The sequence below is a fragment of the Streptomyces sp. NBC_01224 genome (assembly GCF_036002945.1).
Taxonomy (GTDB): domain Bacteria; phylum Actinomycetota; class Actinomycetes; order Streptomycetales; family Streptomycetaceae; genus Streptomyces.
The window spans coordinates 5,423,790-5,448,499 of sequence record NZ_CP108529.1; the positions used below are offsets into that span (position 1 = coordinate 5,423,790).

Genomic DNA, 24,710 nt, shown 5'->3' on the forward strand with positions numbered 1-24,710 from the left:
CACCCGGCCCACGACAGGCCTGCTACGAAGAGCGCGTCGATAACGGACCGCCGTACACATGAGTACGGCCTCCCTCGCCGAGCAACTCGCTGAGTCTACCCGGCGGGGAGGCCGCACCCCAAAGTGGATCTTCTGTGCTGTGCCGCTTACTGCTCTTCGAAGAGGCTGGTGACCGAGCCGTCCTCGAAGACCTCACGCACCGCGCGGGCGATCGTCGGGGCGATCGAGAGCACCGTGATCTTGTCGAGTTCCAGCTCACCCGGGGTCGGCAGGGTGTCCGTGAAGACGAACTCGCTGACCTTGGAGTTCTTCAGACGGTCTGCGGCCGGACCGGAGAGCACACCGTGCGTGGCCGTCACTATGACGTCCTCGGCGCCGTGCGCGAACAGGGCGTCGGCGGCGGCGCAGATGGTGCCGCCGGTGTCGATCATGTCGTCGACCAGGACACAGACCCGGCCCTTGACGTTGCCGACGACCTCGTGGACGGTCACCTGGTTGGCGACGTCCTTGTCACGGCGCTTGTGGACGATCGCCAGCGGGGCGTCCAGGCGGTCGCACCAGCGGTCGGCGACGCGCACCCGGCCGGCGTCCGGGGAGACGATCGTCAGCTTCGAGCGGTCGACCTTGGCGCCGACGTAGTCGGCCAGGATCGGCAGCGCGAAGAGGTGGTCGACCGGGCCGTCGAAGAAACCCTGGATCTGGTCGGTGTGCAGGTCGACGGTGAGGATGCGGTCGGCACCCGCCGTCTTCATCAGGTCGGCGACCAGACGGGCCGAGATCGGCTCGCGGCCGCGGTGCTTCTTGTCCTGGCGGGCGTATCCGTAGAACGGCACGATCACCGTGATGGAGCGGGCCGAGGCGCGCTTCAGCGCGTCCAGCATGATGAGCTGCTCCATGATCCACTTGTTGATCGGAGCGGTGTGGCTCTGGATCAGGAAGCAGTCGGCGCCGCGGGCGGACTCCTGGAAGCGGACGTAGATCTCACCGTTGGCGAAATCGAAGGCCTTCGTCGGCACGAGGCCGACACCCAGTTGGTGCGCAACCTCCTCGGCCAGCTCGGGGTGGGCGCGGCCGGAGAAGAGCATCAGTTTCTTCTCGCCGGTCGTCTTGATCCCGGTCACAGCACAGTCTCCTCAGACGTGTTTCTGGCGCTGCACGCATGTGTCCCGATGTGCAACGAGCCAGCCGAAATGGGGTGAGCATCTATCACGGTACGCCGTACACGGCGCACCTGTTTCCGGTCAGCTTTCGCCGTCGTGCTCCGGGGTGGCGGCCTGAGCTGCCTGCGCGGCGGCACTTCCCGGACGCTTGCGGGCCACCCAACCCTCGATATTCCTTTGCTGGCCGCGGGCGACGGCCAGCGAACCGGAGGGTACGTCCTTGGTGATGACCGAGCCGGCCGCGGTGTAGACGCCGTCCCCGACCGTGACGGGAGCCACAAACATATTGTCCGACCCGGTACGGCAGTGTGAGCCGATCGTCGTGTGGTGCTTGGCCACGCCGTCGTAGTTCACGAAGACGCTGGCGGCACCGATGTTGGTGTGATCGCCGATCGTCGCGTCGCCGACATAGCTCAGGTGCGGGACCTTGGTGCCCTCGCCGATCGTGGCGTTCTTCATCTCCACGTAGGTGCCGGCCTTGGCCTTCGGGCCGAGCTTGGTGCCGGGCCGCAGATAGGCGTACGGGCCGACCGTCGCGCCCTCGCCGACCTCGGCCCGGTCCGCGACCGTGTTGTCCACGCGTGCGCCCGCGTGCACAACGGTGTCCGTGAGCCGGGTGTTGGGGCCGACCTCGGCGTCCTCGGCGAGATGCGTGCTGCCGAGCAGCTGGGTGCCCGGGTGCACGATCGCGTCCCGCTCGTAGGTGACGGTGGCGTCGATCAGTGTGGACGCCGGGTCCACGACGGTCACACCGGCGAGCATGGCCCGCTCCAGCAGCCGCTGGTTCAGCAGCCGCCGGGCCTCGGCCAGCTGGACCCGGTTGTTGATGCCGAGGATCTCGCGGTGGTCGTCGGCGACATGGGCGCCGACCCGGTGTCCGGCCTCGCGCAGGATGGAGAGCACATCGGTGAGGTACTCCTCGCCCTGGCTGTTGTCGGTACGGACCTTGCCGAGGGCGTCCGTGAGCAGCCGGCCGTCGAAGGCGAAGACCCCGGAGTTGATCTCCCTGATCGCACGCTGGGCGTCGGTGGCGTCCTTGTGCTCGACGATCTCGGTGACCGCACCGCTGGCCGGGTCGCGGACGATCCGGCCGTACCCGGTGGAGTCCGGGACCTCGGCGGTCAGCACGGTGACGGCGTTGGAGTCGGCCGTGTGGGTGGCGGCGAGCGCGGTGAGCGTCTCGCCGGAGAGCAGCGGGGTGTCGCCGCAGACGACGATCACGGTGCCCTCGACGGTCCCGCCGAGCTCGTCGAGACCGACGCGCACCGCGTTTCCGGTGCCCTTCTGCTGGGCCTGGTAGGCGGTCCGCAGCCGGTCGTCGACGGCGGTGAGATGCGCGCTGACCCGCTCGCTCTCGTGGCCGACGACCACGACGAGATGTTCCGGGTCCAGTTCGCGGGAGGAGGCGACGACATGTCCGACGAGCGAGCGCCCGGAGATCTCGTGCAGAACCTTGGGGGTCTTCGACTTCATGCGGGTGCCCTCACCCGCTGCGAGGACGACGACGGCTGCCGGGCGGTTGGCGCTCACGGAAATGCCCTTCGGCTTCGGGTGGTGGACACCCGAAGGATACCGGGGGGGTATGGGGCGGACATGCGTGCGGGCCCCGACCGGCTAGGTCGGGGCCCGCACACGGAAAGCTCCCCTGCCAGGACTCGAACCTGGAACAAATCATCCAAAGTGACCCGTGTTGCCTATTACACCACAGGGGATAGCAATAACCATCAAACCGGACAATTTGCTAACCGGCTGGCGGTGCGGCATCTACTATGCCGCACCACCATCCCTCGATGCGACGGTAAAGGTCGGCGCCTTGCAAGACTTTGATCACGAGGCAGCCCCGGTAGTTGTCCCCCGTGTTCTTGCGGGCCGTCTTCGGGTTGTGCTTCTTGATCGTGGTTTTGTAGAACGCGGCGAGGTCGGCGCCAGTGAGATCGGCCCAGTATCGCTCGGCTGCTGCTGCGTCGGCAGTCTCGTGGATCATGACGCCGTAACGCACCTGCTCGCGATTGACCCCGAGCAGGTCGAGCCATGCGAGGTATGTCGTGATCATTCCAGGGTCGCTGTTTACAAATGCCACGGTTTCGCGGCGGTCGTACGACTTGTCCTTGCTCCCTTCTGACCAGTAGAGACCGACGCCGATCAGGAAGAGCTCGCGCTCCGTCAGTGCGCCGATCTCCTGTTTGGCGGCGTGTTTGATCCGTTGTCGCTCGGCGTCCCGTACCGCCAGTTCGTGGTCCCATCGCATCCGCCCGGCGAGCCGCGCCTGCTCGACGGCGGTGCGGCTCCGGACGGGCTTCGGCAGATCTCGCACCCACAGCGAGATCGAGCTCTTCGAGCACCCCAGCTCCACCTGGATCTGGTCGTACGTCATGCCCTGGAGTCGCAGTTCCCGCGCCTTGTCGCGAAGGTCGTCCTTGGCGTTCGGGTGCTTCGTCCACTCCGGGGCGGGCTCGCCCTCCAGGAGGCGGTTCAGGATGTCGTTGTTGTCCACGAACAGCCGGTCGCGGATCTGGCGGCGGCTGAGTCCCTCCCGGCGCAGGGCGATCGCCTGCTCGCGCAGGCCTTCGAAGTCGGCGTACTTGTTCGTGATTTCCGTCATGCGACAAGCGTTGTCCGGAATGCGGACGTCCGGTGCGAAAGCCTGCCCGATTCACCATTTCAAGCGATAAGTGGTTGTTCTGTCTCTGTTCGGCAGACGCACGTGCTGTCCAGGTCGCCCGAAAATGAGGTGCGCCCGCCCTTAGGCTGGACGGCATGACCGCAACGGGGGCATACCGGGAAGCCGCGGGTACGACCACCCGCGGCTATTGGTGGTGGGAACGGCGGCGCAGTGTCGCTCTGGACGTGGGGCTCGCGCTCCTGTCGGCGCTGGAATGCGCACTGGAAGGGGTGGAGTTCGCCGGGGGCACGGGGCTGCCGGTGCCGGTCGGCGTCGTGTTCGGGCTGCTCGCGGGGTCCGTGCTGGTGGTGCGGCGGCGCTGGCCGATCGCCGTGGTGCTGGTGTCGATCGCGACGACGCCTGCCGAGATGGGCTTCCTGATGGGCCTGGTCGGCCTCTACACGCTGGCCGCCTCCGACGTACCGCGAAGAATCACCGCGGTGCTGATGGGGATGTCCTTCGCGGGGACGTTCATCGTCACGTACGTACGGCTGCGGCAGAGCGTCTCCCAGCAGACCGACTTCGGGCGCGACGACTGGTACGTACCGCTGATATCCCTCTTCATGTCGCTCGGGCTCACCGCACCACCCGTGCTGTTCGGCCTCTACATAGGGGCCAGGCGGCGGCTGATGGAGAGTCTTCGGGAGCGGGCGGACTCGCTGGAGCGGGAGCTGTCGCTGCTCGCCGACCGGGCCGAGGAGCGGGCTGAGTGGGCGCGTACGGAGGAGCGCCACCGGATCGCCCGCGAGATGCACGACGTGGTCGCCCATCGGGTCAGCCTGATGGTCGTGCACGCCGCCGCGCTCCAGGCCGTCGCGCCGAAGGACCCGGCGAAAGCGGTGCGGAACGCCGCCCTGGTCGGCGACATGGGCCGCCAGGCGCTGACCGAGCTGCGCGAGATGCTCGGGGTGCTGCGGAGCGGGGAGCCTGCGGCGGCCCGGTCCGCGAAGCCGCCGCTCGCCTCGGTCGGCCGGGCGGCGGCCGCCGCGGCGGCCGCCGCCACGGAGGACGGGCCCCGGCTGCACGAGGTGGAGACCCTGGTCGGGGAATCCAGGGCGGCCGGCATGACCGTGGAACTCTCGGTGGACGGCGAGGCCCGCCCGTACGCGCCCGAGGTCGAGCAGACCGCGTACCGGGTGGTGCAGGAGGCCCTGACGAACGTGCACAAGCACGCGGCGGGCGCGAAGGCGTGGGTGCGGCTTGCGCACCGGGGCTCGGAAGTCGCGATGCAGGTGGAGAACGGTCCGTCGGACGCCGCCACGGCGGACGCGGGGCTGCCGAGCGGGGGCAACGGGCTGGTCGGCATGCGGGAGCGGGTGCTGGGCCTCGGCGGCGTCTTCGTCTCCGGCCCGACGGATGCGGGCGGCTTCCGGGTGTCGGCGGTACTGCCGGACCGGGGGGCGGCCTGACCCGCCTCGCGGCCTCGCTTCGTCCTGGATCGCCAGGCGGGCGATTCCGGCCCGTCCGGCGTCTGAGGACGGAACCGGGACGGCGGTGGGTTGCCGGGGCGGAATCGTGACCGGGCACGGCCGGGAGCCGTCTTGCCCTCGATCGCTGGACGGGCCGGAAGATCAGGCCGCTCAGCCCAGGACGAGGCGCTGCGGCTGGACGCCGCCGACCAGCGTGGCCAGCGCCTGGTCGACGTCCGGGCCGAGGTACCAGTCCCCGGTGTGGTCGATGCTGTACACCCGCCCCTGCGTATCGATCGCGAGGACGGCCTGCCCGTCCCCCTCCTCGCCCAGTGGGCTGACCTCGGTCTCCAGTGCCCGGCCGAGGTCGCCGAGAGTGCGGGCGAGATGCAGTCCTCTCAGCGGATCGATGCGCACCGAGGCCGGTGCGATCTGCCGACCCGGTGCGGACGTCGTGATGTGCAGTCCGCCGAACTCCGCCCATGCCTCCACGGCCGCCGGGAAGACCGCGTGCTGATGACCGGCGGGCGAGGCGTGCGAGCGCAGTGCGTCGGCCCACTCCTCGGCCTGTCGGATGTCCCAGCGGCCGGGCTGCCAGCCCGCGGCGCGCAGGGCGGCGTCGACGGCGACGGGGAAGCGGGTCGAGGAGTGGCGGTCGCGGGTCGCGGAGCCCGCCTGTTCGGGTAGGTCGGTTCGGTCGTGCATCGGCGCGCGGTCAGCCCTTCTCGGCGGTGGTCGCCGCCCCGGTGGTCGTGAGGTCGACGGGACGTACGCCGAAGTGGGCGAGCATCGCCTCGCAGGAGCGGCACGGCGGCGCGTAACTGCCGTGCATCGGGTCGCCGTCCTCACGGATGCGCCGTGCGGTGAGCCGCGAGTGCTTCAGGGCGCGGCGGGCCTCGCCGTTGGTCAGCGGCTTGCGCTGGGCCCGCTTGGAACGGCCGGCTTCGGCCGCGGTGAGCTGCCGGGAGAGCAGTATCGCCTCGGGGCAGCGGCCGGTGAAGCGTTCACGCTGGCCGCTGGTGAGGGTGTCGAGGAAGTCCTGGACCAGCGGATGCAGTACGGGCGGCTGGTCGCCCTTGCCCGCCGTGCAGGTGAGCGTCTCACCGCGTACGGACAGCGCTGCGGCCACGGCGGGCAGGATGCCGTCGCGGCGGTGGTGCAGCCGGGGTGTGAGGCTGGTTCCGGTGTCGCTCCAGCTGAGGCGTGGATCCCCGGATGTGACTGTTCGTGCGCTGTGCATGGTGCTTTTCCCTCCCGTGCCCGCAGCGGTAGCTGCGCGATGTGCACGCCCCCGAGTTGCGGTGACAGCCTGCCAAATGTCCCGGCTGGTGGGGAAGCTGGGGCGGGGAAACGCGTCTCCGTGTCACCCGGCAGTGGCAGGAGCATCGCTCGTCAGTCACGTCGCTGTGACGGTTCGTGACGGAAGAGGAGAGGGGTGGCGTAGGGGCGGGACCCGCTCTTGCGGCACCGCATAGGCTGTGCCCGGACCGCCCCCTTGGGCAGGTCGGTCCTCACCAGTCAGACGCAGCAGGGGGCAACCGCCATGACGACAGGTCGGCTCGGGCAGCAAGCCGCGCCACCGAACGCGGCCTATGCCGGGCAGCTCGTGCATTTCCCGGACCCGGTCCGGGCGTCCCGCCACCCCAGAGGTGTGCGCATGGACGAGAACGGCAGCCCGGACTTCGCGCCGTACGCGCGCGCCGCCGCCGAGATCGCCGAGCCCCCGCAGGGCTTCGGCGTCGACGAACTGCGGCTCACCGACTACGTCTCGGCCAACGCGGCGCTGGCGGCGAGCGGCCATGAGCTGTGGGACACCATTCCCGCCGTTGCCACCCCGCACGGCTGGACCTGGCACCACGTACCCGGCGGCCGGCGCATGGAGCTGATCCCGGTCGAGGTCAAGGCGCTGCTCAGGCACCACGGCGGCCTCGCCGCCACCGCGGTCGACCAGAACAAGCGCGGCACCCGCCCGCTGCAGGAGACCCGGCCCGCGCACTTCCGGCTGCCCAAGGGCGCCGTCGCGGTGAGCGAGCAGCAGATCCTGGGCGTCGAGGAGGACCTCGGCTACCGGCTGCCCGGTGCCTACCGCTCCTTTCTCAAGGCGGCGGGCGGCTCGGCCCCGGTCGGTGCGGCGCTCGACGCGGAGCTCGGTCTCCTGGTCGACCAGCCGTTCTTCACGGTGCGCGAGGAGGCCGCCGTGAACGACCTGGTGTACGTCAACAAGTGCCTGCGGGACCACCTCACCAAGGACTACCTGGGCGTCGGCTTCGTCCAGGGCGGCATCCTCGCGGTGAAGGTGAAGGGCAACGGTGTCGGTTCGGTCTGGTTCTGCGCGTACGACGACGCCCGGGACCAGGACGGCTGGAATGTGCAGGAGCGGGTGGACCGGCTGCTGCTGCCGTGCGGTGGCGACTTCGATGCCTTCCTGCAGCGTCTGGCGGGCAATCCGCCGGAGCTGGAGACCGTGGCGAACCTGATGGTGGACGGCGGCTTCGCGCGGGCCGTCCCGGTGGAGGGGTGAGCGCGATGGTGACCTTTGCGCAGGCGCAGGAGCGCGCGGACGAGTGGATCAACGGCGACGTGCCCGCCTACCAGCACCGCGATGTGCGGGTACGGGAGTTCGAGCTGGGTTTCGTGGTGTGGGGCGAGGACCGTGCCGAGGGTCCCGTCTCGGACGGCGGCCGGCAGCGGCTGGTGATTGCCAGGGACAGCGGGGAGGCCACCCTGTGGCCGGGGCTGTCGGTGGGCGAGGTGATCCGGCGGTACGAGGAGGAGTACGGCGCACACGATGCGGCACCGGCCGCTCCGGAGCTGCCGCAGCGCATCGACTTGAACCAGACGTCCTTCCTGTTGAGCCCCCCGGAGTGGCTCCAGGAAGCGGCCGACAAGCTGGGCATCCCGGACCGTCGGGCGGACCGGGCCGCGGACGCGGCTCCTTCGGCCCCTTCGACCGCTCCTCCCCCCATCGCGCCTGCAGCTCCCGCGCCCGCGGCTGCGCACGGTTCGCCGGGCGGGCCGGTCGCGTACGAGCCCACCGCCAACGACGGCGTTCCGGCTTCCCCGCCGAACGTGCCCGTCGGGTCGACCCCCTGGGCCGGGACCGACACCAACGCGGGCTCCGACGACGGTGCGGTGCCCCTGCCGGCCACGGTGTTCGCACCGCCGCTCTCGGGCGCCGACGACGACGGCACCCCGCCGCCGGTCGTACCGGCCGATGCGCCGACCGCTCTGATGTCCGGTGGCAGCCAGCTGCCCCGGACGGCGGTCGTCCCCGGCCTGGACCAGCAGGGAATCGGCACACCTGCACCCGGAACACCTGCACCGAGTGCTCCCGGCCTTGGCGCCGGTGACATCGCGGATGCGGCCACCAGCAAGGCCGTCGTGCCGCCGCGCGGTGCGCGCGGGGGCGGTTCGACGACCCCGCCGCCGCCCGGTGCCCCCGGCACCCCGGGCGCCAGGCCGGGTGCGCCCGTGCCACCGCCCTCGGGACCGGGTGCGCCGGGCGCTCCGGCGGGCGGGTACCTGCCGACGCAGCTCGTCCCCCAGCAGGGCCCGCCCGGCGCCCCGCAGCCGCCCGGCCCTCCTGGGCCTCCGGCGCCCCCCGCTCCGCCTGGTTCGACGCCGCCGCCCGGTGGCGGGGTGCACCATGCGGCGACGATGTTCGCGGACCCGAGCATGGGTGGCCTGGGTGTGCCGCAGCCTCCGGGTCCGCCTGGAGTCCCTGGGGCCCCGCAGCCGCCCGGCCCTCCTGGGCCTCCGGCGCCCCCCGCTCCGCCTGGTTCGACGCCGCCGCCCGGTGGCGGGGTGCACCATGCGGCGACGATGTTCGCGGACCCGAGCATGGGTGGCCCGGGTGCGCCGCAGCCTCCGGGTCCGCCTGGAGTCCCTGGGGCCCCGCAGCCGCCCGGCCCTCCCGTGCCCCCCGCTCCTCCTGGTTCGACGCCTCCGCCCGGTGGCGGGCTGCACCATGCGGCGACGATGTTCGCGGACCCGAGCATGGGTGGCCTGGGTGTGCCGCAGCCTCCGGGTCCGCCCGGAGTCCCTGGGGCCCCGCAGCCGCCCGGCCCTCCCGGGCCTCCGGCGCCCCCCGCTCCTCCCGGTTCGACGCCGCCGCCCGGTGGCGGGGTGCACCATGCGGCGACGATGCTCGCGGGCCCCGGCCAGGTCGGGCCGTCCGCGCCGCAGCCGCCCGGTCCGCCCGGTCCGCCGGGAATGCCGCAGGGCGGCGCCCCCGGCCCCATACCGCCGAATCCGCACACCCCGCCGCCCCCGGCGTACGGATATCCGCAGGCGCCGACCGGTCAGCCGACCGTCGGCCCCGGCTATCAGGCCGTGCTGCGCTACCGCGCTCCCGACGGCAGCGAGCAGCAGCTGATCCGCCGCTCGGCGCCGGGCACCCCGCACCCCGAGTGGCAGATGCTGCACGAGCTGCGGGCCATGAACGTGCCGCCGCAGCAGGTCATCGAGCTGCACACCGAGCTGGAGTCGTGCGAGCTGCCCGGTGGCTACTGCGCGCGGATGATCCGTGAGACCTGGCCGCAGGTGCGGATCACCAGCGTCGCCCCGTACGGCACCGATCACGCCAGCCGCCAGCAGGGCATGCAGCATCTGCTCACCCATCAGGGGGAACTGCACCAGGTCGCGGACGGGCCGGCTCGTCCCGCGCCGGTCCGGGCTCCGCTGCCGCAGATGCCGCCCGCGCCGCCGGTGCCGCCGGAGGCCCTCGCCCAGGAGATGGTGCAGACCTTCGGTCCGCAGGGCATCCTCCGCTTCGATCAGCGCGCGGTGTCCCGCCAGGGTGTGCCCGAGGCCGTGGCGCGGACGCTGGTGTGGGCGGGGCTGCCCGCCGACTTCGGGCCGTTCTTCTGGGCGCAGCCGGGCCAGCCGGTGGTGCCGACGCTGGCCGAGCTGGCCGCACAGCGGCAGGTACAGGCAGCCCCCGACGCGGGGTCGTACCTCGTCATGGGGTCCGACTTCGGGCGGGCGATCTGTGTCCAGTACGGCACCGCGAACATCGTGGCGGTGCCGGTCGAGGCGGGTTCCCCCGCGGGCGGGCACAGTCAGTCGGTGGCGCCGCAGTTCGTGAACACCGGGCTGCCGGAGTTCCAGCGCTCGATGGCACTGCTCGGCCGGATGTGGCGGCTGCGCTTCGGGCTCAACCCGGAGCAGGCGGGCCGCTGGACGGTCGACTTCCAGGCCCAGCTGGTGGCGCTGGACGCGGCGGCGCTGGCGTCGCCGGAGAGCTGGTGGTCGGTGCTCCTTGAGCAGATGTGGGACGGGCTGATCTGACCCGGCAGGCTCTGCGGACGGCGCCCGGCTCCCCGAGAGGGGGGCCGGGCGCCGCGTCATGTGGGGCCTGTGATGCCCGTCGCTTCCGTCCGGAAAGCAGCGAAACGATTCCGACTTCTGAGTCAATTGCCGCATCCTTGACGTATTGCTGGTGGTCGGAGAGTCGGAAAGAGGCTTCAAGGATGAGTTCTGCACCGGTGTCCGCGCATGGCTTCGTCGGCGTACGAGGACGTGGCTACCGTCCGGAGCAGGTGGACCGCACCGTGGCCGGGCTGTCGGCCGAGCGGGACGAGGCGTGGGAGCAGGTGTCCCGGCTGACCGCGCTGGTGGAGGAGCTTTCGGCCGAGTCGGTCCGGCTGAGCGAGGTCGTCGCCAAACTTGCCCCGCAGAACTACGAATCGCTCGGTGAGCGCGCCCGGCAGATCCTGGCGCTCGCCGAGAGCGAGGCCCGGGACGTACGGGGCGCCGCCCAGGAGGAGGCGCAGGCGCTGCGGGACGCGGCGGACGAGGCGGGCCGCGGGCTCCGCGAGTCGGCGCGTGCGGACTGTGAGGCGATGCGGACGGCGGCCGAGAAGTACGCCGACGGGACGCTGATCACGGCCGGGGGCACCGCCGAGGAGACCGTCGCCGAGGCCCGCAAGGAGGCCGCGGAGACGCGGGAGCAGGCGGAGTCCGCGATGGCCGAGACGCGTCGCCGTACCGCGAGCGTCCTCGCGCACCAGGAGCAGGAGCACTCCGAGCGGTGGAAGGCGGCCGAACACGAGGTGGCGGAGGCCGAGGCCGCGCAGACCGCGCACCACGACGAGCTGACCGAGCAGGCGGAGGCCCGCCTGGCCGAGGCGCGGCGGGCGCTGGCTCGGACCGAGGAGGCCGCACGGCACGGCCAGGAGGATGCAGAGGCGCAGGGTGCGGAGCTGATCGCGGCGGCCAGGGTCCGTGAGGAGCGGGTGGTCCGGGAGACGGAGCGGATCCTGCGGGAGCACGAGGAGGGCCGCGAGGAGGTCCAGGCGCACATGGCGCACGTGCGGAACTCGCTCGCGGCGCTCACCGGGCGGGTGGCCCCGGCGGAGGACTGAGAGCCTGTCGGGTGACCTCCGGGACCTTCGCCTTCGGACACGGGGGGTTCCTCAGGGGCGGGCCGCCGTATTCTGCGGTGCGCCCGCCAGGATTCGCGGTTCCTCGGCCTCGTACTGTCGGCGTTCTTCGGCCGCTGTGCGCCGCTCGAGTACCGTTCCCAGCCATCCCGCCAGGAAACCGGCCGGGATGGAGATGAGCCCGGTCGTGGTGAACGGGAACCAGTTGAAGTCGTACTCGGGGAAGACCGAGGACGGTGAGCCCGAGACGAGATTGGTGCCGGTGATCAGCACCATGACGGTGACGGTGCCGACGATCAGGGTGCTGAGCAGTCCGGTACGGGTGAAGCGCCGCCAGAACATGCTGTAGACGAGCGCCGGGGCCAGCGCCGAGGCACCGACACAGAACGAGAGCGTCGCCAGCGCCTGTACGTTCCAGTGCCTGGCCACGACGGCGAGTGTGGTGGCGAGCAGCCCGACGACGATCGCTGCGGCCTGTGCTGTACGCATTTCGGACAGGCCCGGCAGCGGCTTCCTGTCCGGGTCGCGCACCCCGTGCAGGCCGTGGGCGAAGAGATCGTGCGCGAGGGAGTTCGCGCAGGCCAGGATCATTCCGGCGACCGAGGCGAGCAGAGTCAGGAAGATCGCCGTCGTCATCGTCGTGACGACCAGCGCGCCCAGCCGGCCACCGCCCGCCACCACACCGCTGATCTGGAGGATCGAGCTGTTTCCGGACGCCCCGGCGGCGGTGATGCGGTCGTGGCCGACGAGCGCCCCCGCGCCGATACCGATGACGACGAGCAGTAGACAGAGCCCGGCGACCACGGCGACCGCCCAGGACAGCGAGCGGCGGACGGCCTGCGTGGAGCGAGCGCTCGTCATGCGCATGGTGACGTGTGGCAGACAGGCGGCGCCGAGCACCACGGTCAGTTCGGAGCTGACCATGTCGAGTCCGCTGCCGTCGAACTGGAGCCCCGAGCGCAGATACGCGGCCCCCTCGCCGCTGCCTGCCCGGGCGGCCGAGAGCAGGGCGCCGGTGTCCCAGTCGAAGCGGTTCATGATCAGTACGGAGATGGTGAACGCGGCGACGAAGAGGACCACGGTCTTCACGATCTGGATCAGCGCGGTGCCCTTCATGCCGCCGATCGCCGCGTAGCCGATCATCAGGATGCCGAGGCCGATGATGGCGCCGGTGCGGAACCCGGAGCTGTCGAACCCCAGAATGAAGGAGAACAGATCGCCGCTGCTCGCGAGCTGGACGACCATCATCGGAACGAGCGCGGCGATGGTGGCCGCGCAGGCGGTGATACGGACCGCGCGGCCGGGGGCGCGGCGCACGAGCAGGTCGCCCATGGTGAACCCGCCCGCGTTGCGCAGCGGTTCGGCCAGCAGGAACATCAGCAGGACGAGCGAGAGAGTGATGCTCAGGGCGAGGATCATCCCGTCGTATCCGGTGAGGGCGATGATGCCGGTGGTGCCGAGAACCGTGGCCGCGGAGAGGTAGTCGCCCGCGATTGCGAGGCCGTTCTGCAGGGGCGAGAGCGAGCGGGGGCCGGCGTAGAACTCATCGAGGTCGTCGCGGTCCGGGCCGGTCATCACACAGAGCAGCAGCGCCACGGTGGCCACGGCGAGGAATGCCACCAGGGACATCGACTGCGCGGAATCGTCGAATCCGTTCACTGGGCCGCTCCCGCTCTTCGGAGCCGTGCGGCGAGCGGATCGACGGTGCTCCGGGCGGTCCGCTCGTAGAGGACGATGGCGAGCAGTGTCACGGGGAGCTGACAGAGTCCCAGCGCCAGGCCGATGTTGAGACCGCCGAACAGGGGGCGGTCCATCAGGTCCTTGGCGAATCCGGAGAGCAGCAGGAAGACGACGAAGTAGCCGAGTGCGGTCAGGGTCGTGATGCGCCGCAGTAGCCGGTACGCGGTGCGCAGTCGGCGCAGATCGCCGTGATGGCCCGGGACGGACACGGGAGTGGTGGGAGCGCTCGGCTGTTCCGGGGGCGGTGAGGGCTCCGAACTCTGCCAGGGCAGCAGGTGTTCGGGGTCATGCGGAGGCGGGGGCTGATGCCGCCGGGACGGCTTCGGCAGCCGTCCGGGCCAGGAGGAGTACGGGGACGGGGGCGGGCTTCCGTACGACATCTGGGTGCTGCTCCTTGCATGGCTCGGGTCCTGGGCTGGACGGCAAGGCAGGAGTGCGGTTGTGCTGTCGGAAGCGCGAACATTACTCGCGGGTATGGCGGTTGGGGAGAGGTTGGCCTGAACTACCCACGGTAATGGCTCAGTTGCATGAGGTCTTGCCGAATGGAGTCTCTCTGCTCCGCAATGCGATGCGGACGTCTATGGCGCCGGGGCGTCGTTCCCGGACTCCTCGGTGAGGACCGGGAAACGGCGCGGGGCCACGAAGACCAGCACCAGCAGGGCGAGCGCCGCAGCCCCGGCGGCACCCAGGTAGACGTGGTCGACGGCGGCGTCGACGGCCCGCCGCAGATAGTCCGTCGCCGCGGCCGAGAGCCTGCCCGGGTCGTCCAGGGCGTGCGAGATCGCGTCCAGGTCGCCCGGCAGCCCGGGAACCGGGGCGGCGGCCAGCCGGGAGGCGAGGACCCCGTTGGCGACGGCCCCGAAGAGCGCGGCGCCGACGCTCTGGCCGACCTGGCGGCAGAAGAGTACGGAGGCGGTCGTCGTGCCGCGCTCGGCCCAGCCGACCGTCGACTGGACCCCGACGATCAGCGGTAGCTGGAACAGCCCGAGCGCCGCACCGAGCAGCAGCATGATCAGGGCGGGCTGCCAGGGCTCGCCCGGATACGGCAGCAGCGGGAAGGCGAGCAGTATCAGCAGGGCGCAGCTCATGCCGATGATCGCGGTGCGGCGGAAGCCGATGCGGTTGTAGACGCGGTTGGAGAAGGCCGCCGACACCGGCCAGCTCAGGGTCATCACGGACAGGACGAATCCCGCGGCGATCGGGCCGAGGCCCAGCACCGACTGGGCGTACGTCGGCAGGAAGACCGTGGGGGCGACCATCAGCAGCCCCATCGCGCCCAGCGCCAGATTGACCGAGGCGATGGACCGCCGCCGCCAGACCCAGCCGGGAATGATCGGCTCGGCGGCCCGCCGCTCGATGACGACGGTCAGCGCGCCGAGCGCGATGCTGCCGGCCAGCAGCCCGAGGGACGGGGCGGAGAGCCAGGGCCAGGCGACCCCGCCCTGGACGAGCGCGGTCAGCAGCAGGGCGCCGGTGGCGAAGACGGCGAGGGCGCCCGCCCAGTCGATGCGGGGGCGGGGCGCGCCGGCCGCCCGGCGGGTGCCGGACGGCTCGTGGAGGTGACGTACGACGAGCCAGAGTGCGAGCGCCCCGACCGGCAGATTGATCAGGAAGATCCAGCGCCAGTCGGCGTACACCGCGAACAGCCCGCCGATCACCGGCCCCGCGACCGCCGAAGTGGCCCACACGGTCGACAGCTTGGCCTGGATCTTCGGGCGTTCCTTGAGCGGGTAGAGGTCCGCGGCGATGGTCTGCACGGTGCCTTGCAGGGCACCGCCGCCCAGCCCCTGGACGACCCGGAAGGCGATCAGCGCGGCCATGTTCCAGGCGGCGGCGCAGAGCACCGAGCCGAACAGGAAGAGGGCGATGCCGGCGATCAGGACCGGCTTGCGGCCGAAGGTGTCGGAGAGCTTTCCGTACACCGGCAGGGAGACCGTCACGGCCAGCAGATAGCCGGAGAACAGCCACGAGAAGACGGAGAAGCCGCCGAGGTCGCCGACGATCTGCGGGACGGCGGTGGAGACGATGGTGCCGTCGATGGCCGAGAGGGCCATCCCGAGCATCAGGGCGGCGACCACCGGGCCGCGTCCGCGCGGCGTCTCGGGAGAGGGGGCCGGGCCGGCCCCGGGCCCGGACATCGCTTCGGTATCGCCGCCCGCATTGCCGCCCGCGCCGCTCACCAAGATTCCTTCCCCCTGCACGTATTTTCTCGGGACACTGTCTCACCCACGGATCCCGGCGGGGAGGGTGCCGCTGTTGGGGGCGTGTCCGAAGACCTCTGCGGACCCCGGCGAGTGCACCCCGAGTGCACCCAAGGGTCCAGTCCCTGAGGCCGGTCTCCACCCGGGGGCCGAGACCCCTAGGGGACGCTCCTCAGTTTTGCCCGGGGGTGGTTCCTCCCGGCGGAGGACGTGACGGCGGGGGCCCGTTCCTTAGCGTGTTCCTACACCGCAAAAAGCGGCTGATTCCCACCGCGAATGCGGCTGACCGCAGGGGGGCGGGGTGGGGAAAACCCCACCCGAAGACTGCGCTGTGCACCAGGGCGCCGGACCCCCTCGGAACACCAGACTTCACGGGTACACCCGCGACATTCCGAAGCTGACCGAAAAATGCTGACCGACATAGCTGACCGACAGCTGACCGACATAGGAGAAAAACCGTGACAACGGCTGTAACCATTCCCAGGCACGGGGGCACTGGAGGGCGTACGGCCGTCGCTGCGCGAGCGCGACAGGTCGTCAAGGCGTACGGGGCGGGGGAGACCCGGGTCGTCGCGCTCGACCATGTCGATGTGGACATCGCCCGCGGGCAGTTCACGGCGATCATGGGACCGTCCGGCTCCGGCAAGTCGACCCTGATGCACTGCCTGGCCGGCCTGGACACCGTGACCTCGGGGCAGATCCACCTCGACGAGACCGAGATCACCGGGCTCAAGGACAAGAAGCTCACCCAGCTCCGCCGGGACCGGATCGGCTTCATCTTCCAGGCGTTCAACCTGCTCCCGACGCTGAACGCCCTGGAGAACATCACGCTGCCGATGGACATCGCGGGCCGCAAGCCCGACGCGGCCTGGCTGCGGCAGGTCGTGGAGACGGTCGGTCTCGCCGAGCGGCTGAAGCACCGGCCCACCGAGCTCTCCGGCGGCCAGCAGCAGCGCGTCGCGGTGGCCAGGGCGCTCGCCGCCCGACCGGAGATCATCTTCGGTGACGAGCCCACCGGAAACCTGGACTCGCGGGCCGGCGCCGAGGTGCTGAGCTTCCTGCGCAGGTCGGTCGACGAGCTGGGCCAGACCATCGTCATGGTCACCCACGACCCCGTCGCCGCCTCCTACGCGGACCGGGTGCTGTACCTCGCCGACGGACGCATCGTCGACGAGATGCACAACCCGACGGCCGACCAGGTACTCGACCGCATGAAGGACTTCGACTCGCGCGGGCGGACGTCATGACCGTCTGGAAGACATCGAGGCGCAACTTCTTCGCGCACAAGGGACGAATGGCGCTCTCCGCCGTCGCGGTCCTGCTGTCGGTGGCGTTCGTGTGCGGCACGCTCGTCTTCACCGACACCATGAACACCACGTTCGACAAGCTCTTCGCCGCGACGTCGGCCGATGTCACCGTCAGCCCGAAGACCCCCGAGGACGACGACCGGCTTCCGGAGAACGGCAAGCCCGTCACGCTCCCCGCCTCCGCCGTCCAGCAGGTCGGCAAGGCCACCGGCGTGAAGGCCGCCGAGGGCGCGGTCTCCAGCATGTCCGTCACCGTTGTCGACAGCGACAACAAGAACATGGGTTCCACGACGGGCGCCCCGACGATCGCGGGCAACTGGACGAAGAACGACCTGCGTTCGATGGAGATCACCTCCGGCCACGCACCGCGCGGCCCGACCGAGGTGATGGTCGACGCCGACACCGCCGACAAGCACGACCTGAAGCTCGGTGACGAACTGCGCACCATCGCCGCCACCGGCGACATCAACGCGAAGATCAGCGGCATCGCCACCTTCAAGGTCACCAACCCCGGTGCGGCGGTCGTCTACTTCGACACCGTCACCGCGCAGACGAAACTGCTCGGCAAGCCGGACGTCTTCAGCCTCATCTCCGTCACCGCCGAACAGGGCGTCAGTGACACGCAGTTGAAGCAGGCCGTCGCCACGGCGCTCGGTGACACCTCCGCGTACAAGCTCCAGACGCAGAAGGAGGCCGCGGACGCCAACAAGAATTCGATGGGCTCCTTCCTCGACGTCATGAAGTACGCGATGCTCGGCTTCGCCGGAATCGCCTTCCTCGTCGGCATCTTCCTGATCGTCAACACCTTCTCGATGCTGGTCGCCCAGCGCACCCGCGAGATCGGCCTGATGCGGGCCATCGGCTCCAGCCGCAAGCAGGTCAACCGTTCCGTACTCATCGAGGCGCTGTTCCTCGGCATCCTCGGCTCCGTCCTCGGCGTCGGTGCGGGCATCGGCCTCGCCGTCGGCCTGATGAAGTTCATGGGCGCCGTGGGCATGGAACTGTCCACCGACGACCTCACGGTCGCCTGGACGACCCCGGTCGTCGGCCTCGCGCTCGGCATCATCGTGACCGTCGTCGCCGCGTACATTCCGGCCCGTCGCGCCGGGAAGATCTCCCCGATGGCCGCCCTGCGCGACGCCGGAACCCCGGCGGACGGCCGGGCCGGCCGGGTCAGGGCCGCGATCGGCCTGGTCCTCACCCTCGCCGGCGGCACCGCGCTCTTCGCCGCGACGCGGGCCGACAAGTCGAGCGAGGGCTCGCTCTTCCTCGCTGTGGGCGTGGTCCTCACCCTGATCGGCTTCATCGTGATCGGCCCGCTGCTGGCCGGCTTCGTGGTCCGGGTGCTGAGCGCGGTCATGCTGCGGATGTTCGGCTCCGTCGGACGGCTCGCGGAGCGCAACGCCCTGCGCAACCCGCGCCGCACCGGAGCGACCGGCGCCGCCCTGATGATCGGCCTCGCCCTGGTGGCCTGCCTCTCCGTCGTCGGCTCCTCCATGGTCGCCTCGGCCACCGAGGAACTCGACAAGTCGGTCGGCGCCGACTTCATCGTCCAGCCGGCCGGCGGCAACCCGACGCTCCTCGTGGACCAGGCGGTCAAGTCCCTGGAGTCCGTGCCGGACATCGAGCACCTCACCGGCTACAAGGTCGTCAGCGCCGGGATCACGGCCCCCGACGGCACCACCGAGAACAAGGCCCTGGCCGCCGTGGATCCCACGTACCAGGAGGACGTCCGGCGCGAGACGGTCGCCGGGAAGCTGGCCGACGCGTACGGCAAGGACGCCATGTCCGTCGGTGACACGTACGCCACCAAGCACCACCTCAAGGTCGGCGACCGGCTCACCGTCGCGTTCAGGGGCGGCGAGACCGCGAAGCTGAGGCTCGCCGCGATCACCTCGGACGACGTGAACATCGACAAGGGCGCGATGTACACGAACGTCGCGACCGCCGCGCGGTACGTCCCCGCCGACAGCCTGCCGAAGAACATGATGATGTTCGCGAAGGCCGCGGACGGCAAGGAGAAGGAGGCGTACGCCGCGCTGAAGGCCGCCCTCGTCAAGTACCCGCAGTACGAGGTGCAGAACCAGGCCGACTTCAAGCAGCAGCTGAAGGACCAGATCGGCCAACTGCTGAACATCGTCTACGGCCTGCTTGCGCTCGCGATCATCGTCGCGGTGCTCGGTGTGGTGAACACCCTGGCCCTGTCGGTGGTCGAGCGGACCCGCGAGATCGGCCTGATGCGCGCCATCGGCCTCTCCCGCCGCCAGCTGCGCCGGATGATCCGCCTGGAGTCGGTGGTCATCGCGGTCTTCGGCGCCCTGCTCGGCCTCGGCCTCGGCATGGGCTGGGGCACGGCGGCCCAGAAGCTGCTGGCCCTGGAGGGCCTCAACGTCCTGGAGATCCCGTGGCCGACGATCCTCACGGTCTTCGTCGCCTCGGCCTTCGTCGGCCTGTTCGCGGCCCTGGTCCCGGCGTTCCGGGCGGGCAGGATGAACGTCCTGAACGCGATCGCCACGGAATAGCGAGGGTGACGACCGACGTAGGATGACTGATCCGGCCCCGGGGTGTTCCTCCAAACACTCCGGGGCCGGATTCGTGTCCGTACGGCGCGGGGTGTTCCTCCGGACACTCCGTGGCCGGAACCGATTGCACGAAGCTGCCGTGGTCCGTGCAGCAAGCTGACATGACCGAGCACGCCCCCACGCCGCGCCGCAGACATCGCAGGTCCAGCGGGCGCGAGCGGGCGATGTTCTCGGGCGACAGTTTTGTGTACGGCTCCACGGAGAGGATCTCGTCCCGGGCGAAGAACGCGAGGTCGTCGATCCGGTTGCGGATCTGCGCGAGCCCCTCCAGTTGCTCAATGCCCGGTGGAGGGGGTCTTCGCGCCCCCTGCTCCGCGCGTAGACCGTCGATGACATGGCGGGACCGGGTGACACGCTGCAGCTCCTGGTGGAGGGAGTGCAGACGTAAGTCGATCAGCCGGGCCAGCGCGACTTCGGGGTCCGTCGGAAAAATGCGCAGGTCGGAGCCCTCGGGATGGAGCAGTCCGAGCTCCTGGAGCCGGTCGATGCACGAGCGTGCGACCCGCGGGTCGGTGTGCAACAGGAGGTGCAGGTCGTCGGTGGCGGTGCCGGGGTTGCGCAGGAAATGCCGGTAGACCTCTTCCTCGGCCTCCGAGACTCCGAATATGGACATCTCGTTCTCGCCCACGTGTGCCCCCGCTGCCTGGTCCATGCGTGGCCGCGCACTTCCGGGGGTTGCCCGTGAGTGCGGGTCGACGGCTGCCGTGCTCACTGCCCGTGCAACTGTTTGTGGAATCTTCGGCCAAAGCGTAGACGCTGGGATCGTTTCTGTGACGATGCCGGACACAACTGTGTGCGATACGGAGATGAACGGCGTGTGGCCCGCGACGAGCGGCGCCGGGCGCACGACGGACGGCACCGACCGGAACCCCGGCCGGTACCCGCGCCACCCGGAACCCCGGCCGGTACCCGCGCCGACCGGAACCCCGGCCGCACCCGGGCGGACCCGCGGACCCACCCACCGCCGTCCGCCGGAATCAGGCCGCACTCCTCCTGCCCCGGGCGATTGCGCACGCGGCTGTCACACGGGAGTCGTACGCTGGAACCCCCCCGGCCCGTGAGACGTGTCGGGTCCTTCGTGTTGCCCCTCGCGTTGCCCCCTGTCAGCAGCCGGCTGTCAGACCTCGCCCTCGTTACCCGGACGGAAGCCCTTCATGAGCCTGCACGGCCTGCTGGATGTCGTCGTACGTGATCCGGCACTCTCCGAAGCGGTGAAGGCCGCCACCGACGGCCACCGGATGCACGTCGACCTCGTCGGTCCGCCCGCCGCCCGCCCCTTCGCCGTGGCCGCGCTGGCCCGTGAGGCCGGACGGACCGTGCTCGCCGTCACCGCGACCGGCCGGGAGGCCGAGGACCTGGCGGCCGCGCTGCGCACCCTGCTGCCGCCGGACACGATCGCCGAGTTCCCGTCCTGGGAGACCCTGCCGCACGAGCGGCTCTCGCCCCGCTCCGACACCGTGGGCCGCCGCCTCGCCGTGCTGCGGCGCCTGGCGCACCCGAGGAAGGACGACCCGGAGACCGGCCCGGTCAAGGTCGTCGTCGCGCCGGTCCGCTCCGTGCTCCAGCCGCAGGTCAAGGGGCTCGGCGACCTGGAACCCGTAGCGCTGCGCATCGGACAGAGCGCCGACCTCGGCAAGACGGTCGACGCGCTCGCGGCGGCCGCGTACTCCAGGGTCGAACTGGTCGAGAAGCGCGGCGAGTTCGCCGTGCGCGGCGGCATCCTGGACGTCTTCCCGCCGACCGAGGAGCACCCCCTTCGAGTGGAGTTCTGGGGTGATGACGTCGAGGAGATCCGCTACTTCAAGATCGCCGACCAGCGGTCGCTGGAGATCGCCCAGCACGGGCTGTGGGCGCCGCCCTGCCGCGAGCTGCTGCTGACCGACGAGGTGCGCGAGCGGGCCGCCGCCCTCGCCGAACTCCACCCGGAGCTGGGCGAACTGCTCGGCAAGATCGCCGAGGGGATCGCGGTGGAGGGCATGGAGTCCCTCGCACCGGTTCTCGTCGACGACATGGAACTGCTGCTCGACGTGCTGCCCAAGGGCTCGATGGCGCTGGTCTGCGACCCGGAGCGGGTCCGGACCAGGGCGGCGGACCTGGTCGCCACCAGCCAGGAGTTCCTTCAGGCGTCCTGGGCGGCCACCGCGGGCGGAGGCGAGGCCCCGATCGATGTCGGTGCGGCCTCCCTTCGGGGCATCGCGGATGTCCGTGACCGGGCCCGCGAGCTGGAGATGATGTGGTGGTCGGTCTCCCCGTTCGCCGCGGACGACGAGCTCGACGAGGACACCCTCAAGCTCACGATGCACGCCCCGGAGTCGTACCGCGGCGACACCGCCCGCGCGCTCGCCGACACCAAGGGCTGGATCGCCGACGGCTGGCGCACGGTGTACGTCACCGAGGGGCAGGGGCTCGCCTCCCGAACCGTCGAGGTGCTGAGCGGCGAGGGCATCGCGGCCCGCCTGGACCCCGACCTGGCGGAGATCTCCCCGTCGCTGGTCCACGTCTCCTGCGGCGCGATCGACCAAGGCTTCGTCGACCCGGCGCTCAAGCTCGCCGTCCTCACCGAGACGGATCTGACCGGCCAGCGCACCGCCACCAAGGACCTGGGCCGGATGCCGGCCCGCCGCCGCAAGACCATCGATCCGCTGACGCTGGAGACGGGCGACTACATCGTCCACGAACAGCACGGTGTGGGCCGCTACATCGAAATGGTGCAGCGCACCGTGCAGGGCGCCACCCGCGAGTACCTCCTCGTCGAGTACGCCCCCGCCAAGCGCGGCCAGCCCGGCGACCGCCTGTACATCCCGACCGACCAGCTGGAGCAGGTCACCAAGTACGTCGGCGGCGAGGCGCCCACCCTGCACCGGCTCGGCGGCGCCGACTGGACCAAGACCAAGGCGCGCGCAAAGAAGGCCGTCAAGGAGATCGCCGCCGACCTGATCAAGCTCTACTCGGCGCGGATGGCGGCCCCCGGCCATGTCTTCGGCCCGGACACCCCGTGGCAGCGCGAACTGGAGGACGCCTTCCCGTACGCGGAGACGCCCGACCAGCTCACCACCATTGCCGAGGTCAAGGAGGACATGGAGAAGTCCGTCCCGATGGACCGGCTGATCTGCGGCGACGTCGGCTACGGCAAGACGGAGATCGCGGTACGGGCGGCCTTCAAGGCGGTCCAGGACGGCAAGCAGGTCGCCGTCCTCGTGCCCACGACCCTCCTGGTCCAGCAGCACTACGGAACGTTCACCGAGCGCTACTCCCAATTCCCGGTCAGCGTAAGGGCGCTGAGCCGCTTCCAGTCCGAATCCGAGTCCAAGTCGACCCTGGAAGGGCTCCGCGAGGGCTCCGTCGACCTGGTCATCGGCACCCACCGCCTCTTCTCCTCCGAGACGAAGTTCAAGGACCTGGGCCTGGTCATCGTCGACGAGGAGCAGCGCTTCGGCGTCGAGCACAAGGAGCAGCTGAAGAAGCTCCGCGCCAATGTGGACGTCCTCACCATGTCCGCGACGCCCATCCCCCGTACGCTCGAAATGGCCGTGACGGGCATCCGCGAGATGTCGACGATCACCACGCCTCCCGAGGAGCGCCACCCGGTCCTCACCTTCGTCGGCCCGTACGAGGAGAAGCAGATCGGTGCGGCGATCCGCCGCGAACTGCTCCGCGAGGGCCAGGCGTTCTACATCCACAACCGCGTCGAGTCGATCGACCGCGCCGCCGCGCGCCTGCGCGAGATCGTCCCCGAGGCGAGGATCGCGACCGCCCACGGCCAGATGTCCGAACAGTCTCTGGAGCAGGTGGTGGTGGACTTCTGGGAGAAGAAGTTCGACGTCCTGGTCTCCACGACGATCGTCGAGTCCGGCATCGACATCTCCAACGCCAACACCCTGATCGTGGAGCGCGGCGACAACTTCGGCCTCTCCCAGCTCCACCAGCTGCGCGGCCGCGTGGGCCGTGGCAGGGAACGCGGCTACGCGTACTTCCTCTACCCCCCGGAGAAGCCGCTCACCGAAACGGCCCACGAGCGCCTGGCCACGATCGCCCAGCACACCGAGATGGGCGCGGGCATGTACGTCGCGATGAAGGACCTCGAAATCCGGGGCGCCGGAAACCTCCTGGGCGGCGAACAGTCCGGCCACATCGCGGGCGTCGGCTTCGACCTGTACGTACGCATGGTCGGCGAGGCGGTGGCCGACTACCGGGCCTCCCTCGAAGGCGGTGTGGAGGAGGAGCTGCCCCTGGAGGTCAAGATCGAGCTCCCGGTCGACGCACACGTCCCCCACGACTACGCCCCCGGCGAGCGGCTGCGCCTTCAGGCATACCGCGCCATCGCCTCCGCCAACACGGAGGACGACATCAGGGCGGTCCGCGAGGAACTCACCGACCGCTACGGCAAGCTCCCCGAGCCGGTCGAGAACCTGCTCCTGGTCGCGGGCCTGCGCATGCTGGCCCGCGCCTGCGGCGTCGGCGAGATCGTGCTCCAGGGCTCGAACATCCGGTTCGCCCCGGTCGAGCTGCGCGAGTCGCAGGAGCTCCGCCTGAAGCGCCTCTACCCGAAGACGATCATCAAGCCGGCCGTCCACCAGATCCTGGTCCCGCGCCCCACCGCCGGCAGGATCGGCGGCAAGCCGGTCGTCGGCCGCGAACTGCTGGCGTGGACGGGGGAGTTCCTCACGACGATTCTGGGGTCGTAGCCCCGGAACGCCTCCTGCCTCGGCCCCGTCGGATGTTCGGCGGGGCCGATCCCTTTCATGGGACGAATGGAGCGGCAGGCCTCTTGAATGTGAGCCAGACGGTTTTGCCGACGATGTGGTGGTCGATGCCGAACTCCGCGGCCAGTTCACCGACCAGGAATAAGCCGCGTCCCGAGCAGCAGTCATCTTCCGCGTGCTGGATCGCCGGTCGTCCGCCGCCGCTGTCCCGCACCTCCAGGCGCACAAGATCCTCTGTTGCGTGGAGGCGGACGGCGAACTCCCTTGCCGGCGGGACGCCGTGCAGCAGGGCATTGGTCGCCAGTTCCGAGACGCAGAGCTTTATGTCATCGATCAAGGGTGTGAGCTGCCACTCCGTGAGGACATCGACGACGAAGTCGCGTGAGGCACCGACAGAGGTGCGTCGTCGGGGAAAGCGCCGTTGCTGCGACAGAGACACGGTGGTCCACCGCCTTGCTCGTGGGGCATAACGCGCACACCGTACTGCTATTCGCGAAAAGTGGCAAGGTATCCTTTGGGGGGCCCGAATGCTTCGCCTACCGTGTGCAGCGGCAGGGTGTCTC

The 24,710-nt window shown here is 70.4% G+C and carries 16 protein-coding genes, 1 tRNA gene and 1 pseudogene; 7 read left to right on the forward strand and 11 right to left on the reverse strand.

Annotation, left to right across the window (positions count from 1 at the left end; genetic code table 11):
- Positions 1–146 precede the first annotated feature (146 nt).
- The 4 genes from OG609_RS24385 to OG609_RS24400 all read right to left on the reverse strand — a co-directional run bounded on the left by OG609_RS24385 (position 147) and on the right by OG609_RS24400 (position 3,762).
- Entirely contained in the window at positions 147–1,121 is a 975-nt protein-coding gene (locus OG609_RS24385; protein WP_030976866.1) for a ribose-phosphate diphosphokinase, read from the reverse strand.
- Positions 1,122–1,241: 120 nt separating this feature from the next.
- The gene (gene glmU, locus OG609_RS24390; protein ID WP_327274772.1) at positions 1,242–2,690 is read right to left on the reverse strand and encodes a bifunctional UDP-N-acetylglucosamine diphosphorylase/glucosamine-1-phosphate N-acetyltransferase GlmU; all 1,449 of its coding nucleotides are present in this window, start codon (positions 2,688–2,690) and stop codon (positions 1,242–1,244) included.
- 110 nt (positions 2,691–2,800) lie between these two features.
- Positions 2,801–2,872: transfer RNA gene (locus OG609_RS24395), tRNA-Gln, on the reverse strand.
- A gap of 29 nt (positions 2,873–2,901) precedes the next feature.
- On the reverse strand, positions 2,902–3,762 hold the full coding sequence (locus tag OG609_RS24400) for a hypothetical protein (RefSeq protein WP_327274773.1): 861 nt from the start codon (positions 3,760–3,762) through the stop codon (positions 2,902–2,904).
- A 155-nt stretch (positions 3,763–3,917) separates the two neighbouring features.
- Here OG609_RS24400 and OG609_RS24405 point away from each other — a divergent pair, with 155 nt between their 5' ends.
- Entirely contained in the window at positions 3,918–5,231 is a 1,314-nt protein-coding gene (locus OG609_RS24405) for a sensor histidine kinase (protein ID WP_327274774.1), read from the forward strand.
- Positions 5,232–5,402: 171 nt separating this feature from the next.
- Here OG609_RS24405 and OG609_RS24410 read toward each other — a convergent pair whose 3' ends face one another.
- Together OG609_RS24410 and OG609_RS24415 are read right to left on the reverse strand one after the other, a co-directional pair.
- Positions 5,403–5,936: an SUKH-3 domain-containing protein gene (locus OG609_RS24410; protein WP_327274775.1), complete on the reverse strand. Its 534-nt coding sequence runs from the start codon at positions 5,934–5,936 to the stop codon at positions 5,403–5,405.
- A 10-nt stretch (positions 5,937–5,946) separates the two neighbouring features.
- Complete coding sequence (locus OG609_RS24415) at positions 5,947–6,471, reverse strand: YwqJ-related putative deaminase (protein WP_327274776.1); 525 nt, start codon at positions 6,469–6,471, stop codon at positions 5,947–5,949.
- A 303-nt stretch (positions 6,472–6,774) separates the two neighbouring features.
- Between OG609_RS24415 and OG609_RS24420 the strand changes: the two genes are divergently transcribed.
- The 3 genes from OG609_RS24420 to OG609_RS24430 all read left to right on the forward strand — a co-directional run bounded on the left by OG609_RS24420 (position 6,775) and on the right by OG609_RS24430 (position 11,596).
- Positions 6,775–7,752, forward strand: a complete 978-nt coding sequence (locus tag OG609_RS24420; RefSeq protein WP_114244941.1) for an SMI1/KNR4 family protein — start codon at positions 6,775–6,777, stop codon at positions 7,750–7,752.
- Between the two features lie 5 nt (positions 7,753–7,757).
- A complete protein-coding gene (locus tag OG609_RS24425) occupies positions 7,758–10,520 on the forward strand; it encodes an SUKH-4 family immunity protein (protein ID WP_327274777.1) in 2,763 nt (920 codons plus the stop codon).
- Between the two features lie 182 nt (positions 10,521–10,702).
- Entirely contained in the window at positions 10,703–11,596 is an 894-nt protein-coding gene (locus OG609_RS24430; protein ID WP_327274778.1) for a cellulose-binding protein, read from the forward strand.
- 51 nt (positions 11,597–11,647) lie between these two features.
- Here OG609_RS24430 and OG609_RS24435 read toward each other — a convergent pair whose 3' ends face one another.
- The 3 genes from OG609_RS24435 to OG609_RS24445 all read right to left on the reverse strand — a co-directional run bounded on the left by OG609_RS24435 (position 11,648) and on the right by OG609_RS24445 (position 15,492).
- Positions 11,648–13,243, reverse strand: a complete 1,596-nt coding sequence (locus OG609_RS24435) for a sodium/solute symporter (protein WP_327278165.1) — start codon at positions 13,241–13,243, stop codon at positions 11,648–11,650.
- 26 nt (positions 13,244–13,269) lie between these two features.
- Entirely contained in the window at positions 13,270–13,734 is a 465-nt protein-coding gene (locus tag OG609_RS24440; RefSeq protein WP_327274779.1) for a DUF485 domain-containing protein, read from the reverse strand.
- Positions 13,735–13,932: 198 nt separating this feature from the next.
- Complete coding sequence (locus OG609_RS24445) at positions 13,933–15,492, reverse strand: MFS transporter (protein WP_327278166.1); 1,560 nt, start codon at positions 15,490–15,492, stop codon at positions 13,933–13,935.
- Positions 15,493–16,013: 521 nt separating this feature from the next.
- Between OG609_RS24445 and OG609_RS24450 the strand changes: the two genes are divergently transcribed.
- The gene (locus tag OG609_RS24450) at positions 16,014–16,802 is read left to right on the forward strand and encodes an ABC transporter ATP-binding protein (RefSeq protein ID WP_327274780.1); all 789 of its coding nucleotides are present in this window, start codon (positions 16,014–16,016) and stop codon (positions 16,800–16,802) included.
- A complete protein-coding gene (locus OG609_RS24455) occupies positions 16,799–19,384 on the forward strand; it encodes an ABC transporter permease (RefSeq protein WP_327274781.1) in 2,586 nt (861 codons plus the stop codon). Before OG609_RS24450 ends, OG609_RS24455 begins: the two co-directional genes overlap by 4 nt.
- A 154-nt stretch (positions 19,385–19,538) precedes the next feature.
- Here the strand turns inward: OG609_RS24455 and OG609_RS24460 are convergent.
- Positions 19,539–20,072: pseudogene (locus OG609_RS24460) on the reverse strand (helix-turn-helix transcriptional regulator); the annotation flags it as partial.
- A 526-nt stretch (positions 20,073–20,598) separates the two neighbouring features.
- Here OG609_RS24460 and mfd point away from each other — a divergent pair.
- Positions 20,599–24,129 carry a transcription-repair coupling factor gene (gene mfd / locus OG609_RS24465; RefSeq protein ID WP_327274782.1) on the forward strand — a complete coding sequence of 1,177 codons (3,531 nt, stop codon included), beginning with the start codon at positions 20,599–20,601 and terminating at the stop codon, positions 24,127–24,129.
- Between the two features lie 55 nt (positions 24,130–24,184).
- On the opposite strand, the gene OG609_RS24470 is transcribed toward mfd, so the two are convergent.
- The gene (locus tag OG609_RS24470; protein WP_327274783.1) at positions 24,185–24,586 is read right to left on the reverse strand and encodes an ATP-binding protein; all 402 of its coding nucleotides are present in this window, start codon (positions 24,584–24,586) and stop codon (positions 24,185–24,187) included.
- Positions 24,587–24,710 lie beyond the last annotated feature (124 nt).